Raw genomic sequence first — 18,114 nt, 5'->3', positions numbered from 1 at the left:
TTACTAATCTTTTTTCAAGGTAATCCTATTGATTTCTGGAGTGTTTAACAGACGAAAGTTCAGGAGATTTATAGCATCACTACTTCCTAAGCCCGCACTTACATATTGTTTTGTTCCTCTGTATTCCCAAAGTCCTTTCACACGATTTCTAGGGGGCATAAACCCTCCATTCTCATAAAAAGGCTCCGGAATAAAAAGCGCACCCAAAAAAGGTAAGCGGATTTGCCCGCCATGATAGTGGCCAGCAATAATTAAATCGTATTCCCCAAAATTATAATAAGAAGTCTTATTGATTTGATCGATTCGTGGATCAGAAACGGGATAGTGATTGAGCGCTATTGTAATCCCTTCATCATTCATTTGATTTATTTCTTGCAATAATTGATTATGGTATTGGATATAAGGCTCTGTTTTAGAATACTTGGGTTTCACTCTCCCATTTGCAACAACAAATCCATTCTCAGGTTTCAGAATAGAAAGTTCGAAGTCAAGGAGGTTAAGTTGTTCCCCTTGGTGCTCAATGACTTCAATAGATTCAAGGAGTTTCACCCCTCGTTTTTCTGTTTCCTGAATAAAATGACTTTTAACCAAAGTGCCTTCCTCTATATCATAATTGGCCGGGTCTGTATTACCAGCGACATAGTAGGCATGTTGTTTATTATTAATTCCATCGATCAGATTAAAAAAAGGCGCTGTGTTTTCACTGTTTACCCCATCCATCATGTCTCCAGTAAAGAGGATCAGATCATAATCCAAAGAATTTATTGTACTAATTAGTTTTTCCTGATTCTTACCAAAGGTCTTCTCGTGAAGGTCAGACACCTGTAATATTTTAAAACCCTGAAGCGCATCTGGTAATCCTTCTACAGCGATTGCTTCATTAACTATTTTTACCCTCTTGTTATCCCAAATGGTATAAGGAATGACTAAAATGATTAAAAGAGTAGTGGCTATCATAAATAAGAGGATCATTTTTTTCACCCGTCATTCCCTCCGAAACTATAACTTAATGATCTTAATCATATTGAGTACCTGCTGCTTATGCCATACATATAGATCGAACAATCTATTCTTGATGACTTTTAGTTTCCATTGAACATATTGATTGCTTTCAGGTGAGAGAAACAACCTTCCTGTTTCTTTCACTCGATGTTTACACGTATCATAACTCAACACTTGATAATCAAAAAAAAATCACTGGTTTACTCCAACTGAATTTTTCAATTTTATTGAACCAAAGACCTTTAACCTGGGGAGAAGGATATTTTTCACGAAGTATAGGATATCGTTCATATAAAATGGCTAACGTCCGGGTTATGCGTTTATAGGTCTGATGACGTCTGGCTAGATGTAATACCTCTGCTACATTCACCGGCATATGGTTCATAGTCTGAATAACATCCAGGTCATGTTTTATTGAGTCAAGATTATGTCTCCAGGCATGAAGGCACATAAAATAAAAAGTGTGTGTAGGAGAGAGCTTTTTTTATACTGGCGTAGTTTTTAAATGGTACAGCGTGAGACCATAAAAGCTCTGTATCGACAGAAGAAGTATCAGGTCTCATCAGTTCCCAGTGGATTTCTACCGTCAAAGGTATATCTGAATGGGGCAAAGGTTTACTGAAAGAGCGATGGAAATGACCGGCTATATAGGATTCTTCCTCTACAAATCCTAACTCTTTCACTAACTGAATGAGATCATCCACCCTTTCTTTTCTTACCAAAATGTCAATATCACTGGTGGTTCGGTGTGTGAAATTGCCAAAATATTCTTCCGCGAAATAAACACCCTTCAATGGAATAAGCTCATATTGAAGTTTTTCACAGTGGTTAAGGATTCGGTCTGTTTCACATTTAATAAAAACAGATGAATACCTGTTATGATTCACCTTCTCCAGTAAACGCACTTGAAAGAAAAGTGGGGTCTCTTCCAGCCTCCCCTGGTGAACCAATATCCCATAAATTTGCGGAGCTACTCCGTCCTTCTCTACCTCTTCAATCAAGGTTTGATAATTCAACACACTAAGAGAATCCTTTGAATAAAGATGATTGATAAATGTGTGAATCATACCCCTGTTCCTCCTTATGCATGAGCCTTCCATGCATGTCCCTCTTTAATGAAATACTGTTTCTGATACAAATCCTTATACAACCCGTCTTTTGCAATCAAGTGCTCATGATTTCCCTGCTGTACGATTTCTCCTTTGTCCAAAACAACCATATGATCAGCATGTCTTATCGTAGACAATCGGTGGGCAATGACTAAAGTTGTTCTCCCGACCATTAAACGATCAAGAGCTTCTTTAACCATAAACTCTGTTTCATGGTCCAAGGACGAAGTAGCTTCATCTAACAGAAGAATAGGGGAATCCTTCAAGAAAGCTCGGGCAATGGCTACTCTCTGTTTTTGTCCACCAGAGAGTTTAATTCCCCGCTCTCCTATTTCTGTATCATAACCATCGGGTAATGACTCTATAAAATCATGGATATTCGCATTTTTAGCCGCCTGGATCATTTCCGTTTGTGTTACATCGGGACGGGCATATATTAGATTCTTCTTTAAAGAACCACTAAATAGGAAAGATTCCTGGGGAACATAGGCGATCATTTGTCTCCATTCTGATAAATTCATTTGATCAATCGGTTGTCCGTTGAAAATTATGGACCCTGAAGTCGGTTGATAAAATCCTTGTAGAAGCTGAAACATCGTGGACTTACCCGCTCCGCTTGGTCCGACAATCGCCGTCATTTTTCCTGTAGGTAAATCAAGATCCATATCTCTAATTACGTTCGACTTCCCGTCATAACTGAAGTTAACGTTATGAAAAGAAATAGGATATTGGGTTGAATGGTTTATGAAAGGTATGGCCGTTCCTGAAGTTTCTTGTGCCCGATCAAGCAGGTGAAGGATTCGTTCCAATGCTGAAGCAGAGCGTTGATAACCAGCCCACTGGCCGGCAAGCCCTGTCAACGGATAAACTAAATGGTTCACCAAATTGATGAATGTGAGCAATGCACCCACCGTCAAGACTTGATCCGTCACAAAAAAAGCCCCTACAAGTACGCTGATCAAGAATGTAATGGTCCCTACAGCTTCTCCTCCCGTATAAAACCACCCTCGTAATTTTGCATCTTTCATTTCAAGCTCATACAAATCATCATTCTTTTTCTTATAATTTTTCAAAAAGAGTTGTTCCAAAGTAAACGAGCGAATAACCGTGATTCCTTGAAACGTTTCGTTCAAGTTTTTTGTGATTCCACCAATTAATTCATGGATTTTGCGGCTGTTATTTTTTAATAAGAAGCCGAATAAAGCACCTCCTATGACAGCCAAAGGCGCTACTAAAAGAACGAGCAGAGATAGGGTCCAGTTAATATGAATAAGATATATAAGAGCAGCACAGGCAATTAAAGGGAGTCGAACTAAATTGATTAACCCCCTCCCTATAACACCGTCAATCTGGTGAAGGTCATTCGTAAAATGAGACATTAACTCACCCGAATGATAATGAGAAAAGTCCTTTCCATTTATTTTCAAGACATGGCTGTAAAGATCCACATTCAAATCTCTTTTCACAGCATTCAAGGCTTTCGTTTCCAATAAAGTATCGATAAAGTTCACACTCATACTTACTACTGATATTCCAATCCCCGCTACAATCATTTTTTGAAGGCGATCAAAATCACTCTGAACCGCAGCGTCTATGATATTCCCGAAGAACCAGGCGAATGCAATGACAAGCGCAATGTCTACAAACATCAAAATAAATAACCCCAGATAAGGAATTTTATGCCTTTTAATATAAGGAGCTAATAAGGAAAACGTCCGCTTGATTTCATATAATGAAAAGTAGTTTTTACAATCCGTAAAATTCAATATACTCACCGCTTCATGATCTGATTTGACTCTCTTGGAATGCTAAGAACCTTCTCCATAGTTTAGAAACCGAAGGAAACGTAAGGATAGACCAAGTCCATGTTTTTCCTAATAGACCGTTGAGGTAAAAGATCTTATGATTTTTACTGACGTACAACATTTTTCCTATAAGCTGATCTGAATACACCCAATCATCATTGCCAAGGTTAGAATCTCCTTTACAAAGATAAGAATCTCCTGACTTATAAATCAAGCGATGAGCAATCAACTGCCCGTGATCCGATTGATACAGCAGAATATCTCCTTTCTTAAGATTTTCATAATCCAAGGAGACAAAACGGCATATATCCCCTTCACGGATTAACGGATACATGCTGGTACCCGTAGCAGGCAGATCGATCCTTCCTTTTGATATAAGCACCTTCGCAATAACTAATCGGCTTGGAGAATCAACAGACATGTTCAATCAATCCAACATCCTCCATTTTGTATATAAAGAGGGTTACATCATGTTCTACATCTCTTGGTTCCATCTGATACTCATCGGCAACAATATTCACAATATCTTCTAATGATTTATCCTCATGGAGTATAGACCAACAAAAGCTTCCTACTTCATTTAGAGTCGTAATGGTATATGCTTCTAAATCTAAAACCATCCACTCTTTGTCCATTTCCACTATTTCATGCTGTTTTTTTCGTTTTAATAAAGGTCTCATGAGATCAACTCCCAAAACGTAGGATCTTTTTTAAAGTAAAGATTGTACACTGGGACTTGCTTTACAGTTAACTTGATAAGTTTGATCAACTTCAAAGTATATAATGGACCAGGATACCATGAAAAAACCTTATCCATCATTTCTATTAATGACTCTCTATCTTTGAGTGGTTCCCTTTGATTCAATTGAGCCTGATTCAAAAAATCAATACTTGCTAATGGGAAAGATTTGTCCACACCAAACGATGCCTGATCACTTCTGAACGGTGAATCAAAGACTTTGATTCCTGTATCCTCTACCTTTAGAATCGCAGCTTCATCTGAAAGCAGTACTCTGGGAGATGATAAATGAGCAACCGTTGATTTCCCTGCCCCCGACTCCCCTGCAAATAAGTGAGCCACCTCCCCCTCCGTCATACACGAAGAATGAACCAATAATCCCCATTCTATTTCTGTTATAAATGTGCTGTATAATGTCATAAAAGCATGCTTCAAAGCTAATTCATCGAAGTATTGAATTTTAGCTGTTTTTAACTTCAGACTGAACTCTATGAGAAAATCTGTCCGCTTAAGATAATTCCACCCATTTCCCATGAAATGGGTGACTTCATAACTATCAAAGGATTTACCAAAACCAGACTCTAAAAAAACACCCATGTCTCTTGTTTGTGATTTTTTATGGATGAACGCCCCATATAGCTTTTCTACCGTCTCCATATCTCCATAGAATTCAAATGTATGTTCGCCAACCTTAGTAAGCATACTCTCCATCCATATCTCTCACTTATGCGTGTGTGGCTTTTTAGGTTGATATGGATCATGGGGGTAGTTTTGGCCATTACTGTTGCCGTCATCTCCGGATACAGGACCATGTCCTTTGTTCCAACTTTGAGATGTTTCAAATTTAATCGGACGGTGATCAAGAACTTCCGGTGCTTCATAGACTTTTTTCATTTTTCTTCCTCCTTATAATTCTTAATAGAGAACATGAGTGTAAAAATTTTTTAACGAACAACTTTCATCTGGTGGCTCAACAAATGGCTGAAGACATTTTTCTTATCATTAGCCAGTTGATGAAAATCCCCTTTTTGAACCACTTCTCCTTCTTCCAAAACAATAACCTGATCCGCATTTCGAATCGTCGACAACCGGTGCGCAATGACTATAATGGTCATTCTACCTTTCAACTGCTCAATCGCTTCTTGTATTTTTTTCTCATTTTCTGAATCCAACGCACTCGTAGCTTCATCCAAGATGAGAATGGGAGGTTTCCTTAAGATGGCGCGGGCTAACACTAAACGCTGCCTTTCTCCTCCAGATAACTTAATTCCCCGGTCACCAATAAGCGTATCAAGTCCTTGAGGGAGCTCTCGAACAAATTCTGCTGCCGATGAAAATTCCAAGGCTTCCCAAATTGCTTCTTCATTCGCTTCAGGATCCACTAACATTAAATTGTCACGAATGCTCTCATTGAAAAGAAAAGGATCTTGAGGAACATAACTGATCGCTTTACGCAGAGACCTAATCTTCTCGTCGGATATGGAATCACCATCAACAAGAACTTCTCCCTGGTCTGGATAATTTAATCCCATTAACATATCAATCAATGTACTCTTCCCTGCCCCGGAGCGACCGACAACAGCCGTCATCTGCTGAGAAGGAATAGTAATATTAATATTCTTCAGAGCATAACGACTTTCCTTTTTATATTGAAAAGAAAGATTCCGACATTCGATGGCTTCATTAACCTTCAAGGGCTCATTCCGTTGACTTTCCTCCATAAACTCACGATCCTGTTCACTTTCATGCCTTACTCTGTTCACAGCCTCTAAAGAAGGTATTACTTTTGCAATTTGTTCCATAGACGCTTGAATGCCTGTCACTCGCGGCCACAACCGAGAAAAGATGACAATGACCAGCATCAATTGACCTGATTGAGCATTGAATAACTGAATGGCAATGAATATAAAAGCAGCAATCAGAATTGACGAAGCAATTTTGTAATAGAGCCTTGATGTAGCTTTCAATTTTGTGTATTCAACCTGCTCATCCTGCATCCCTTTTGTAATCGTGGCATGCCAATGGCCTCTGGATTCTTCCAGTGTATTGCTTTTTAAGTCTTTCATTCCATTCATCTGATCCGTTACCCCAGAAAGATACCGTCGATTCAGACTATAACTGCGATTGCCTAACTCAAGCGACCTCTTTAAGAACTTCCGGTTAAAAAGGATGAGAATAAATCCGCATGTAATGACGAAGGTCGTAATGTTTGGTGATAGAGCAAAAGCGAGACAAATCTGGATCAAAGTGAACACTAATGATGCTGCAAACTGTAAGAAAGACTGTGTACCGCTGGCTGCACGGGCAATTTCCCCAGTCATAATATTTACTAAATCTGACTTTCTCTTGTTCAAATAAAACTGCCACTTCGCATGAAGGAGTGAATCATACGTTTTCATTCGTAAATGCCTCATAAATCCCTGATGAATCACTGCATTTCTTACAGTAATCCTCCGTTGAAGTAAATTTTGAGTAATAACAATTCCTACATAAAATAGAAGAATTGTTGGAAGCCCGATTTCAGGCGGAATTTTCTCCACAAACTGAAAAGCTTCCATAAAAGGTAAACCCTGGGTGCCTAAATCCACGATTCCACTTAAGCTAATCAAAGGGACAAGCAATAGGATTCCGATGCCTTCCAGGAGCCCGATTACGGTCATAGCAAACAAATTGATATACAAGACTTTTCCTGAATAACTATGAATCTCATTCAAAAAATAAAGGACATGCTTCATAATTTCGCGTCCCCCTATGTGATTGCGTGCTTTCTAGTCTTTCTCCACCCCCACAGAAAAGGGCGTAGAGGAAAATATAAAAAGTGAAGTCTTTTAGGCAATGGCAAAAGCTCGGCATCCTCGGGATAAGGATACAAAAAGCTCAGGATAAAAAAGAACTTTTGATTCCATGACATTAGAGAAAATAAATGACGCTTATGATAGTCTGCAACCTCCTGCGGCAAAGGCTCTGAGTGGAGGTTGATCATAGACTCTAAATAGAATATCGCTTGTTGTGCCAAAACACGTGACCTTTTATTAACTGGCATTTCCAATGGAACAGGAGTTTCCAAAAGGACGGAAGATAAGTAAAGAGCTTGAGCTCCAGCGAGGTGGAAGTGATTGTGAATCAATAATCGCTTAAGGTTCTTCCAATCAATGGACTGATCCACCAAACGGTCTATATCTACCAACCACCGTAACCTGGACCACCCGTGCCTCGCTCCATGTGCAGCTAAGAACAAAAATAATTCCTCTTTCCCCAGAATGTAGATAGGGGTTTTTGAAATCGAGCTAACCTCTTTTCGCTTCCATAAGTGTTCAAATCCTGGCTCTTTGCACGGACCGGGATTCAAACGCCAATGCAGCTCGATTTTCACTTTCTTCCGGGGATGATAGTAGGTCACATGATGATGCCTCCACTTCCAATCTTCTAACACGGTTTCGATGTAATCATCTTTTTGATATCCGTGACTTGCTAGTAGATGTTCAGCTTTCTGAAGATCTTCAATCGAAATCATCACATCCAAATCACCCGAAGTTCTCAATGAAACATCCCCGTATAGTTCATGTGATAGCATAGGGCCTTTCAAAAAAAGCAACCGAATTTCATTAGAGGAAAACAAACGACTCATCCGTTCCATCTCTCCACTCAATTGCAACATTTGAAAGGTATTACGCTTATATTCAAAGCAAAGTTTTTCTTCGACAAACTCTGGTATACGTCCGCTTTCAACCATTTTTACTTTGGAGTAGAGTAACGGGTAAACACGGTGATGTAACGATTGTTTGATAAACAAATTCCAGTCGATGTCCTCAAACGAACTTCTTGAAAGTGCATCAATATCTTGTTGTTTATCTGACTTCAGCAACTGAAGAATCAAGTGAACCTCTTTAGGTACGTTCGCTAATTGAAGGTTTGTAGCTTTGCTCATGTGATTCACCTCCTACAGGACCCGCAAAGGTACTGACAATAGTAAACCGCTCCATTCCCTTCGCTCCTGTGACAATATAAGGACCGCTTCTCAACCAGGCATGAGCAACCATCTCTCCGTTGTCTTCTTTTGCCGTCCCCAAGTAAAGAGTATTTCCGACACCTCGTTTTTCAAGCATCTTCTTTGCAGCAAGAGCTTGGACAAGGCAACGACTTTCCCAAAAAGTGTATTTACTCATGATTTGAATAGCTTGAGAAACTTTCGCTAGTGTTCTACGATCTGTACACTCATCGTCCATCCCTGTTTCCTGCATATGTTTCCCTAATGAAGGAGCTAAATTAGAAAAAGGACGGCGCTTTTGGATTCTCGCCCAACCCAAATAAAAAAAAGACTCCAACAACAATCTTTTCGATTCCCTACTCAAGGTCAAAAAAGTCATCAACTTCCTCATGAGCTTAATTCCTTTCCAAGACTGTTCTTTTGAAGTCTATTTCTTCACTTCTATTAAATTCTCATCACGAAGGTGCTTAAGAAACGCTTGAACTTGCTCTTCACAAACACCCCGTTCCACTTCATAGACCTCAAGCAACTCATCAATCAATTCACTTACAGGTTTCGGGTTTTCGATCTTATCCCATATCTCCCCGCCAAGCTCTCCTAAATTGTAATACTTCCCATTTTCAATACTGAGCATCACACGCTCCCCATCCATATCACTCACAATATTTCCTTCTTTTTGCTGAACCATTTGTACTAAAGCTACCGATTGACTCATACTACAGATTCCTCCTTACCAATGGCCTGTAGAACCTTGTCTACTAATTCATTAGCTGTAAATTGTGAAACTGGTCTCCTCATGTGAAACATATCCACATGGGGCAAGATCTTTGTTGAAGTATTAAAATGCCAATCCATCAGCCCGGCACGTCGAATAATAAAATTCCGATACGTATGCTTGAATAAAGTGCTGAAACGATATAAATCCTGTATTGGTTCGATATGAACCTGTTCGTCATCTGTTTTTGTTAATTCAATGATGCCCGCTAAAGGTAACTGACGTTCTTCGAATTGATCGCCGACTGGAACTTTGAATTTTGTTTCACGATCGATAATCGGCTCATATTCTCCGGATTCAAAACCAAAATGATCCATACTTTCCTGCCATAACTTTTGTTGCGGATAGGCTGGTGTAACCATCGGAACTCGTTCATCGGAAAATGAGACGGGGATGACATCATCGCTTAATAATTTATATCCGCGCTTTAGGAATGCTGAGGCTAAGGTTGATTTTCCTGCTCCTGAGTCTCCAACGATGGCATAGGCATTTCCGTCGATGGAAATGGCGCTGCCGTGTAAGGGGAGGATTTTCCTTTGCATAAGGATGATGCCCATGCAACTTCCTAAAATATACAACCGAACATGGCTTCTAACAGAACCCGGAAGAGGAGTGAATAATATTTCATTGCCATTTCTAATGAGGCAAACACACACTTCTGTAACTTTAAACATGCATAAATTCTCTTCTATATAAAAGGACTTGCCATTGCCAGATACCTTTTCCCATTGATCTTCTAAGTTTATTTGTCTAATAGTTACATCAGCATAAGTATTAGACAAGTTTGCTTGAGGAACTTCAGGTAATGACATCTCACTACTTACATGTAAGCCAAAAACATGGTAACCTTTTTTGAGTGTTTTTCTCATACTCCACCTCTTCACCAGTGAATGAATCTTAGAATATATTAGAGTCTAAAATTCCTAAACAAGGAATTTTAGACTCTTTCTAAGTACTTTATTAGGAGACGTGATGATAGCCAGTCTGACCATCGTGCGGTAAGTCATCGTTGTAACCTTCATCAAACTCACCAAATGCACCACTAGCCATTGTTTGATGAACATCCAAAGTTAACAACTCTGGTGTACTCCATTCCTTCTTCATATGATTCACCCCCTTTCAATTGAAATTCTTGATAAATCTATAAGATATGATACTCCTCATTAGAATCCAGAAATCAGGATCTAAAGCTAATTCAGGTTTTGGTCCTTGATTTTTAATGGATAGAATTGATTCTTCCAGTTGTGGAATATTAAAAAAAGAGGGTGATAGAGAGTCTCTTGAGATTTTTGTAATCTCTTCGAGAAAAGAATCCCAATGAGGTTGGATTCTATGAATAAACTCTACCCCTTGTGCTCCTCTAACACGATTATTCAACCTTACCTTATCTGGTAAATAATGTTTTGTACCATTTCTAATTAAGGACCTATCCATACCATTTCTCACATATTGATCTTCCGGCAACGATAAGCAAAATTCGATTACGCGTAAGTCATTTGTAGGATCTCTTTTCCAAAGCGAATGCCGAAGAGAAAGTTTAGTACCCAAAGTACCTGTAGCATTCCAAGGGAATATTTCCTTAAAATGTCGGTTTCTCACTTTCAGGTCTGTCAAGTCGTATTTGCTTTTTGTTGTTTTAATACCATGTTTATTTAAAGTTTGATAGACACTTGTTTTTCTGGCTAAATCAGGACTTATTAATTGAGGGAAGTTATATGGTTGTTCTGAATAGAAAACTTTATTTATAGCCGGAAAAGCTATTCGACTTAATAATGGTAACAATCTCATTCTATTTCCATGTGTAATTTTACTGTAAGCATCCAACTCTGAAAGTAATTTTAATAACTTCATTTTTCTTAATAATGAGGCGTAATAATTAATGGTTGTCCCCCATGAAACGCTTAAATTGCCTCTTCCACCGTTTAATAAGATTCCTATATCTCTTGAGTGAGCTTCTTCATATATCCCTTTAATCCAATTGGAGGTTCCGAAAAATTTGTAAGGCATTTCCATTATGTCTAACCATTCATCAATTTCATCAAGCGGAGAGACACTACCAAAATCTAAGTAGTAATCAGAAACATTTCCAAGATGGTTTACAGTCGATTGAATGTAAGGCCTCTCATCTGCCACTCTGTTTATAGGTGTCCAATCTTCAAAGTCCTTAGGAGGTACATGACTGAAGGTGTACAACTTACTAGACTTTTTTTTTCAAAGAGTGAGAGGCAAAACTTGCCACGGCCCCTGAATCTAATCCTCCACTTAAGTGAGCTCCAATATTTTTATGGGTTCTTAAACGATCGTTCACAGCCCTCTCAAATACACTTTGGAATGCTTCTATATAATCTTGATCAGATTTATAATTAATGGTTCTGCCTGGTGTTATCGTACAATATCTAGTTGTTTTCACTTTATTTTTTGAGACTGAAACCTTATGAGATGGAGGAAGTTGACAGATTTCATGAAATGGGGTGATTGACATATCCACAGCCTCATTCATTCCTGGTATCGCTAAGTATTCAGCCAGCCATTTCTCATCTAATCTTCTTTCTACATAAGGTAAGGTTAGAAGAGACTGTATAGTTGTAGAGAAGGAAAATATACAATGGTTCTTATAGTAATAAAGAGTGCGGCTTCCTGAAAAATCTCGAGCCCCAAATAACTTATTATTTCTCTCATCCCATACCATATAAGCAAATTCACCGACTAAATACTTCGGGGATTCTTCTCCCCATTTACTATAAGCCATCAGAATCAACTGACTATCTGGAATACCTTTTCTATTTTTCTTTGCTACTTGTAATTGATCAAAAAGTTCTTTCCGGTTATCAATAATCGCATCAGCAGTTATGGTAAGTTGCTTTTCAGAGTCATAAAAAGGTAAAGGTTCATTTATTGATTCAGGTGTGATCCACTGCGCGTGAGTACCCAATAAAACATTAGTATTCTTCCAGACACCGATGTCATCAGCCGGGTACTTTTCAAAACTCTTCATCATATTAGTAAAGTGTGTTTGTTCATCATGATAACTATCCAGTTGATAAATCCCTGCTATAGCACTTATGGTTATCACCCCGCCCCACTTATATTCTTAATAAAGAACAAAAGGATAAAAAATATAACTATCCTTAAATTTTATTTTTTCCTGCCCGTTTCGTTCTCTATATAGAACGTACTACATTTATCTACTTATTGCAAGGATATTTTATAATTTTAAGAAGATTCGTTTGTACTATTTGTAGATATTTGAGTTTTTATCTCAAGGAATTTCTTATCATAAACGGTTTGTAGTATGAGAAACTTTAATTGTTCTAAATTTATAGAAAACCCTTTTACTTATAGAAAATATATACTTAAACTCATCAGACCTATAAAAAATCACCGTGTAAATTAGGCTCGGTATAATAATACAAAGTAACCCTTTAAGTAATAACGAGAAGTAACTATCAGCTAAAATAGGACTTGTAGAATATTTTGTTATAAAGTAGACTCCTGTACCAATAAGAATATACAGTCCATACACATAATAATATTTAAGGATATGAAGATTGAAAACTTTCTTATAGACCAAATAAGGGGTTGTCCAAAAAGGAACGGCTAGAGAACTTATTAAGGTTCCCAGAAACACACCGGCAATACCCAAAAATTGAACAAATGTAATAGACAACGTCAAATTTATAGCGGCTTGAATTAGTGGAGCATAACGATCCGGATGAAATATACCTGAGGTTGTCTTTACCGTTGTAATCGCATTTCTTATCCCTTTCTCGTAAAACAATAACATTAATAAAAGCAAAACGGATTTATCCATAATGAAATCACTCCCTATCCAAAGAGTGATAAATGGTTCCAACATAATATAAATGGCGATTGTGAATGTAGAATAAATCCAGAAATTAATGAGTCTGTACACTTTGTAAATCGAGTAAATTTTTTCTTTATTTTCATTGGCTACTAAATTTCCTACACTATGATAGATATTGTTAAAAATTTGGTTTATAAAAGTCCGGCTAATATCTATCAGCATTTTATAATTAGAGTAAATGCCAACAGCTACAAGACCTATAAATGACGAAATAATAATATTATCAGTCCCTAAAACTAAGTAGGCACCAATATTCTGTAGAACAATCGCTTTCACATTTTTGAAAATACCTTTTTTCGTTTCAGGATCAAGATCTGTATCGGGTTTATCTTTTAAAAATGGATACATTTTATTAACAACTAACGCTAATACAATGCTGGTAATGATTGTAATACTGCTTTCAATGAGTAAATAAAGAATAAAGTTTTGAGTGTAATATAAAATAGCAATTTTCAATATTGTTGTTAATATAGAAGATACAGAATAAATCCCGGTTACTATATATCCTTTTTGACAAACGTTTAAAAATGAATTCTTGTGCATATAAAGGTATGGAGCAACTGTATTTAGCAGGAAAATAAGGTAGATGATGTGCACATGATCTATACTTGTATCACTAACAATAAATGGAAGAAAAGGTAATAATGACAAACCTAATACCATTACTACTCCGGCTATGATTAGATAGGCATTACGGTACAACCTCATTAGGGCATTCATTTTATTTTTGTCATCTTCAGCGACAGGTTTATATAAGCTATACATGATACTGGCACCAATGCCCGCTTCTGCTAGTGAGAGCATAGCCAAGATACTAGTGAATAAACCATTTAAGCCTAAATACTCGACCCCAAGGTATGTGATAAAAACGGTTCTAGAAACAAAGCTCAATAGTGTGATAATAAATTGGTTCCCTATTCCAGCCCCTATATTGAGAAGTGAATGTTTTATTCTCATTTTATCCTCGCCAAAACATAGTTTTTAGTTTGAAAGATCCCAACTGCTAGTAACAAGGTAAGGGATTTAATTCCCAGTAAACTTGCAGCTTTATGAACTCTTATAGTACCTTTCACATTCTCACCTACCTTCAACCCCATTTTTTATAACCTTCCAACCAGAGTTCTTGAAAAAGAGCTTTTCTTAACCTTGGGACAGAAAAGTTATATAGCTTTTTCAACATGAACATTCACCTCTTTTTCTTTATTCAAAGTTCTAACACAGAAACCTTGGGTGAAGGGAAGGATATTAAATTGATTAGAATAGACTCCCAAATCCTTTGTATCCCCTTGAGAAAAGTCGATCTCCCCATTTCTTCTGGTTACTAACTTTAAATATTTCATGGCCTTATTCGCTGCACGTACATAATCTACGGAAGCCCCGTTAATATTTGAGGCACTCTTCAAAAACCAAGCAAGGGTAGCGGTTGTTGAAGAATCTGATGTGGCTTCACTTCTTAATAAAGACCACTTCCAGCTCCCATTGTTTTGTTGATAATGTAAGATTGAATCAGCGAACCTTAGGATAATTTCTTCTAAACTCGATTTGTATTCATTTCCCTTTGGTAATTCAGCCCAAGTATCAATGACACCAATTGCAAACCACCCTGCTCCTCTTCCCCAGCCCCATAAACCCAGTGGTAACTTCGTTTTTATGTTATAGGCATGAAATGGAATCATGGTTTTATGAAGCATTCCATATTGTTCGTAATGTTCAATCTGCTTTATAGAAAGTTCAATACATTCAGGTTTATTAAATTCTGCTCCATACTTTACGAGGAAAGGACAAATAAAACCTAACGTATCCACGTACCGGTACTGCTCCATATTCTTTCTGTATTTCACTGTTCCGTCTTCACCAATATGATGTTTAATTAAGCTATCGATATAGTCCAGAGCAGACTTATATTGTGTAAAATCAATAAAGTCTAACTTCATGAGAGCGTATGCCAAAATAGCTGCATCAATATTTTGTGGTTTTTTCCTCCATTGTCCCTGATCATCAAATTTATACTTTAGGAAATCTTCCACACTCTTTTTCGCAATTTGATCATTGCTATTTTTTATATACTCACCTACACCTAATAAAAGAGAAGCCTCCTGCCAATATTGAATATTATCCTTTGAATAATTCCCTCTAAGCATATCCAAGAAAATCAATCTAGTATTGTCCGTAACTTTGATTTTTGGTGTCTTTTTCATCCAATGAAGACTTTTACGGATAATTAATTGGTTCCACTGAACTTGTGTTTCACATCGCCCCATATGAATCCTTTTATACCAGTCACTACACTTTGGAATTATGTCAATAAAAACAATTGTGATAATCAATAACATAAATGAAGCCATTACATATTGAACAATCATATAAAACTCCTTTCTGTAAAAGAAAAGGGAAAGGCTTAATAAATATTTAAGCCCTTCCCTCATGCTAATATTCGATATAATTTATCAACTTCTCGTTCGTTACCTAAACTCTCTTTTTTAAGATTCTTGATATACTCTTCTCTTAACTGTTCATCTTTGAACAATTTATATATCCCCTGAGCGATGTCATTTCCTGTCATATCCACCACCATCCCATTATAACCATTTTTAATTTGGTCTCTGGAAGAGTTAAAATTGGTTATAATAATAGGCTTTGCTAATATTTTAGCTTCCTCAATAGCAATAGATTTCCCTTCATACCTTGAAGGTTGAACATAAATATCAGCCATTCTTAAGTATGGATACGGATTTTCTTTTATTCCTAAAAAAACAAAGGAGTCCTCAAGACTCAAATCCTTTACCATCTTTTCATACTCTTCATTTTCCTCAGTAGACCCTATACCGATAACGTGCCACTTGACACTGATCCCCTTTTCCACTAACCGTTTACAAGCATCTATAGCTAAATCAATACCCTTAACATGACAAAGTCTTGCTACAGTCACTATATTTAGAGCTGATTTATTAATTTGCAAATCCTTAAATGATCCGCTTGCCATCTTTTTTATAATATCCGGGGAAACAATGTTGTTAATAACGGTTATCTTAGATAATAATGGATTAAACTGTAAAGCTAATGAATTCTTGCACTCATCGGAAACAGTGACAATTTGGTCTAATTCCTTGAAGTACGGACGATCAATCATTTCATCCATTCCAGAATTAGAATAATGGGTATGGATCCACCCAATTTTTTTATGAGCCTTCACCTTTTCAATAATAAAATAAATAGGTGAACGTTCTAAATAACCAATAGCTGCATCATACTCTTTATCCAATGTACCTAAAGCCTTTGATAAGTGGGGCCAAACTTTCTGGTCACATCTAGCACGATTTTTCTCTGTTTTAAACAAGTATCCCGCTTGGATTCTAGGAAATATAAGGTGGAATTTATTCTCCTTCAAGAAACTTTGTAACGCTCTTTTTATTGGCATATCAAAATAGGTGTAATCTTGTGGTGCTTCCAATATATTTATTTCGCTAGGTACCTTACTTAAAAAGATCCCTTCACGTTTAAATAATAGTAAATCCACATCATACCTTGAGTAATCCAGACTTTCCAACAATGAAATTAATGACTTTTCTGCTCCACCACAATGCATTGATGGCATGACAAACAATAGTTTACTTTTCATTTTATCACCTAATCACATATGGCATAAATTTTATTTATTTCCGATTCGGTCCCAAGGCTTTCATTTGATAAATTATATCGCAATCTTCTGGTCAGCTCTTCATTAGTCAAAAGTTTTTCAATTCCGCTTGAAATATCTACAGGTTTTTTGGGAACGATTATTCCAGTCACACCATTTTCAATTTGATCCTTGGCAGTACTGAAATCAGTTACTAAAATCGGTTTATTTAAGATCTTTGCTTCATCTATCGCTATTGACTTCCCCTCAAACATAGATGTTTGAACATAAATATCCGCTTGCTTCATATAAGGGTATGGATTGGGTTTCAGTCCTAACAACTTGAAGTGATCTTCTAAATTATTTTCATGTATTAAATCCGTTAATCTTGCTCTTTCTTCCCCCTCTCCAATTATGTGCCAAATGATTGGATAACCTTTGTCCACTAATATCCTGCAGGCTTTTATAGATAAATCAAACCCTTTTTGATAATGTAGCCGCCCTACAGACAAGATGTTCATTTGTTTAGACCTTCCCTTTTCTATTACATCCTGTTCCATGTCCGCCATTTTAGTAATAAGGTTTGGGGAAACGATATTATATATAACTTCGATTTTACTTTTATGAGTAGGAAACCTTCTCTTTAAAATAGCAGCACATTCTTCTGAGACTGTAACAATATGATCTAAACTATCAAAATAACCCTTATCAAAATCAGGATCCATTCCTAAATGGTCATAATCGATATGAATCCAACCTATCTTTTTCTTTGACTTTACTTTATCCACACAAAAATATGTGGAAGTCTTTTCCAAAAAACCTATGGCTACATCATACTCTTTATCCAAGACAGGGATGGATTCTGATAGATGTCTCCAATTCATTTGCTCTTTCACAGAAGTGTTCTTGTGACCTCTGTTCTTTAAGGCATATTTAAATCTGTTGTACAATAAAGAGTAATTCTTGTTAATACTTAAAGTACTTAGCGATTGAAACAAAGGTAGGCTGAATTTTTCCAACGTATCATTGATTGGCAAAATGTTAACTTTTTCTGGGACAAGTTCAAGAAAAATCCCCTCATGGTTGAACAAAAATAAATCTATCTCATATTTTTCATAATCCATTTGGGACAATAAATTAATTAAGCTTTTTTCTCCGCCTCCAGCAGCTAAACTTGGCATAATAAAAAGTAAGCGTTTCTTCATTTTATCCCAC

The 18,114-nt window shown here is 37.0% G+C and carries 17 protein-coding genes and 1 pseudogene; all 18 read right to left on the bottom strand.

All coding sequences use genetic code 11. The features are described 5' to 3' along the window. Window positions 1-3: 3 nt before the first annotated feature. Window positions 4-972, bottom strand: coding sequence for a metallophosphoesterase (locus LC065_RS08355; protein WP_226592808.1), 969 nt, complete (start codon window positions 970-972; stop codon window positions 4-6). Window positions 973-1,427: 455 nt separating this feature from the next. Next, window positions 1,428-2,069, bottom strand: a complete 642-nt coding sequence (locus LC065_RS08350) for a nucleotidyltransferase family protein (protein WP_306163886.1) — start codon at window positions 2,067-2,069, stop codon at window positions 1,428-1,430. Between the two features lie 14 nt (window positions 2,070-2,083). Further along, entirely contained in the window at window positions 2,084-3,760 is a 1,677-nt protein-coding gene (locus tag LC065_RS08345) for an ABC transporter ATP-binding protein (RefSeq protein WP_226592810.1), read from the bottom strand. A gap of 130 nt (window positions 3,761-3,890) precedes the next feature. After that, window positions 3,891-4,337, bottom strand: coding sequence for a signal peptidase I (locus tag LC065_RS08340; protein ID WP_226592812.1), 447 nt, complete (start codon window positions 4,335-4,337; stop codon window positions 3,891-3,893). Next, on the bottom strand, window positions 4,327-4,596 hold the full coding sequence (locus LC065_RS08335; RefSeq protein WP_226592278.1) for a PqqD family protein: 270 nt from the start codon (window positions 4,594-4,596) through the stop codon (window positions 4,327-4,329). Before LC065_RS08335 ends, LC065_RS08340 begins: the two co-directional genes overlap by 11 nt. Then, window positions 4,593-5,357, bottom strand: a complete 765-nt coding sequence (locus LC065_RS08330) for a hypothetical protein (RefSeq protein WP_226592280.1) — start codon at window positions 5,355-5,357, stop codon at window positions 4,593-4,595. Before LC065_RS08330 ends, LC065_RS08335 begins: the two co-directional genes overlap by 4 nt. 18 nt (window positions 5,358-5,375) lie before the next feature. Beyond that, window positions 5,376-5,549 carry a hypothetical protein gene (locus LC065_RS08325; RefSeq protein ID WP_226592282.1) on the bottom strand — a complete coding sequence of 58 codons (174 nt, stop codon included), beginning with the start codon at window positions 5,547-5,549 and terminating at the stop codon, window positions 5,376-5,378. 50 nt (window positions 5,550-5,599) lie between these two features. After that, window positions 5,600-7,390 carry an ABC transporter ATP-binding protein gene (locus LC065_RS08320; protein WP_226592284.1) on the bottom strand — a complete coding sequence of 597 codons (1,791 nt, stop codon included), beginning with the start codon at window positions 7,388-7,390 and terminating at the stop codon, window positions 5,600-5,602. Between the two features lie 14 nt (window positions 7,391-7,404). Beyond that, the gene (locus LC065_RS08315; RefSeq protein WP_226592286.1) at window positions 7,405-8,583 is read right to left on the bottom strand and encodes a nucleotidyltransferase domain-containing protein; all 1,179 of its coding nucleotides are present in this window, start codon (window positions 8,581-8,583) and stop codon (window positions 7,405-7,407) included. Further along, window positions 8,543-9,043 (bottom strand): lasso peptide biosynthesis B2 protein, encoded by a 501-nt coding sequence (locus LC065_RS08310; protein ID WP_226592814.1) that lies wholly within the window; start codon window positions 9,041-9,043, stop codon window positions 8,543-8,545. The genes LC065_RS08315 and LC065_RS08310 overlap by 41 nt, the downstream gene beginning before the upstream one ends. Window positions 9,044-9,070: 27 nt before the next feature. Beyond that, window positions 9,071-9,358 (bottom strand): lasso peptide biosynthesis PqqD family chaperone, encoded by a 288-nt coding sequence (locus LC065_RS08305; RefSeq protein WP_264187839.1) that lies wholly within the window; start codon window positions 9,356-9,358, stop codon window positions 9,071-9,073. Beyond that, window positions 9,355-10,287 carry an aldolase gene (locus LC065_RS08300; RefSeq protein ID WP_226592287.1) on the bottom strand — a complete coding sequence of 311 codons (933 nt, stop codon included), beginning with the start codon at window positions 10,285-10,287 and terminating at the stop codon, window positions 9,355-9,357. The genes LC065_RS08305 and LC065_RS08300 overlap by 4 nt, the downstream gene beginning before the upstream one ends. Before the next feature lie 91 nt (window positions 10,288-10,378). After that, a complete protein-coding gene (locus LC065_RS08295) occupies window positions 10,379-10,522 on the bottom strand; it encodes a paeninodin family lasso peptide (RefSeq protein WP_226592289.1) in 144 nt (47 codons plus the stop codon). A 15-nt stretch (window positions 10,523-10,537) separates the two neighbouring features. Continuing rightward, a pseudogene (locus LC065_RS20465) lies at window positions 10,538-12,482 on the bottom strand (asparagine synthase-related protein). 210 nt (window positions 12,483-12,692) lie between these two features. Next, on the bottom strand, window positions 12,693-14,240 hold the full coding sequence (locus tag LC065_RS20660; RefSeq protein WP_226592293.1) for a lipopolysaccharide biosynthesis protein: 1,548 nt from the start codon (window positions 14,238-14,240) through the stop codon (window positions 12,693-12,695). Window positions 14,241-14,443: 203 nt separating this feature from the next. Further along, complete coding sequence (locus tag LC065_RS08275; protein WP_226592295.1) at window positions 14,444-15,646, bottom strand: glycoside hydrolase family 88 protein; 1,203 nt, start codon at window positions 15,644-15,646, stop codon at window positions 14,444-14,446. 59 nt (window positions 15,647-15,705) lie between these two features. Beyond that, on the bottom strand, window positions 15,706-16,902 hold the full coding sequence (locus LC065_RS08270; RefSeq protein WP_226592297.1) for a glycosyltransferase: 1,197 nt from the start codon (window positions 16,900-16,902) through the stop codon (window positions 15,706-15,708). A gap of 8 nt (window positions 16,903-16,910) precedes the next feature. After that, the gene (locus LC065_RS08265; RefSeq protein WP_226592299.1) at window positions 16,911-18,104 is read right to left on the bottom strand and encodes a glycosyltransferase; all 1,194 of its coding nucleotides are present in this window, start codon (window positions 18,102-18,104) and stop codon (window positions 16,911-16,913) included. Window positions 18,105-18,114: the final 10 nt, after the last annotated feature.

Origin of the sequence: Halobacillus litoralis (genome assembly GCF_020524085.2) — a bacterium.
In the GTDB taxonomy this organism is placed as follows: domain Bacteria; phylum Bacillota; class Bacilli; order Bacillales; family Halobacillaceae; genus Halobacillus; species Halobacillus litoralis_E.
The sequence above is the reverse complement of the archived record's forward strand: the minus strand, read 5'-3'. Positions and strand labels throughout refer to the sequence as shown.

What these genes read in the sequence shown, in the direction of transcription:
- LC065_RS20660 (WP_226592293.1), bottom strand. Translation starts at nt 14,240, where the DNA reads ATGAGAATAAAACATTCACTTCTCAATATAGGGGCTGGAATAGGGAAC.
- LC065_RS08265 (WP_226592299.1), bottom strand. Translation starts at nt 18,104, where the DNA reads ATGAAGAAACGCTTACTTTTTATTATGCCAAGTTTAGCTGCTGGAGGC.
- LC065_RS08275 (WP_226592295.1), bottom strand. Translation starts at nt 15,646, where the DNA reads ATGATTGTTCAATATGTAATGGCTTCATTTATGTTATTGATTATCACA.
- LC065_RS08335 (WP_226592278.1), bottom strand. Translation starts at nt 4,596, where the DNA reads ATGAGACCTTTATTAAAACGAAAAAAACAGCATGAAATAGTGGAAATG.
- LC065_RS08340 (WP_226592812.1), bottom strand. Translation starts at nt 4,337, where the DNA reads ATGTCTGTTGATTCTCCAAGCCGATTAGTTATTGCGAAGGTGCTTATA.
- LC065_RS08300 (WP_226592287.1), bottom strand. Translation starts at nt 10,287, where the DNA reads ATGAGAAAAACACTCAAAAAAGGTTACCATGTTTTTGGCTTACATGTA.
- LC065_RS08345 (WP_226592810.1), bottom strand. Translation starts at nt 3,760, where the DNA reads ATGTTTGTAGACATTGCGCTTGTCATTGCATTCGCCTGGTTCTTCGGG.
- LC065_RS08305 (WP_264187839.1), bottom strand. Translation starts at nt 9,358, where the DNA reads ATGAGTCAATCGGTAGCTTTAGTACAAATGGTTCAGCAAAAAGAAGGA.
- LC065_RS08330 (WP_226592280.1), bottom strand. Translation starts at nt 5,357, where the DNA reads ATGCTTACTAAGGTTGGCGAACATACATTTGAATTCTATGGAGATATG.
- LC065_RS08355 (WP_226592808.1), bottom strand. Translation starts at nt 972, where the DNA reads ATGATCCTCTTATTTATGATAGCCACTACTCTTTTAATCATTTTAGTC.
- LC065_RS08320 (WP_226592284.1), bottom strand. Translation starts at nt 7,390, where the DNA reads ATGAAGCATGTCCTTTATTTTTTGAATGAGATTCATAGTTATTCAGGA.
- LC065_RS08295 (WP_226592289.1), bottom strand. Translation starts at nt 10,522, where the DNA reads ATGAAGAAGGAATGGAGTACACCAGAGTTGTTAACTTTGGATGTTCAT.
- LC065_RS08270 (WP_226592297.1), bottom strand. Translation starts at nt 16,902, where the DNA reads ATGAAAAGTAAACTATTGTTTGTCATGCCATCAATGCATTGTGGTGGA.
- LC065_RS08315 (WP_226592286.1), bottom strand. Translation starts at nt 8,583, where the DNA reads ATGAGCAAAGCTACAAACCTTCAATTAGCGAACGTACCTAAAGAGGTT.
- LC065_RS08350 (WP_306163886.1), bottom strand. Translation starts at nt 2,069, where the DNA reads ATGATTCACACATTTATCAATCATCTTTATTCAAAGGATTCTCTTAGT.
- LC065_RS08325 (WP_226592282.1), bottom strand. Translation starts at nt 5,549, where the DNA reads ATGAAAAAAGTCTATGAAGCACCGGAAGTTCTTGATCACCGTCCGATT.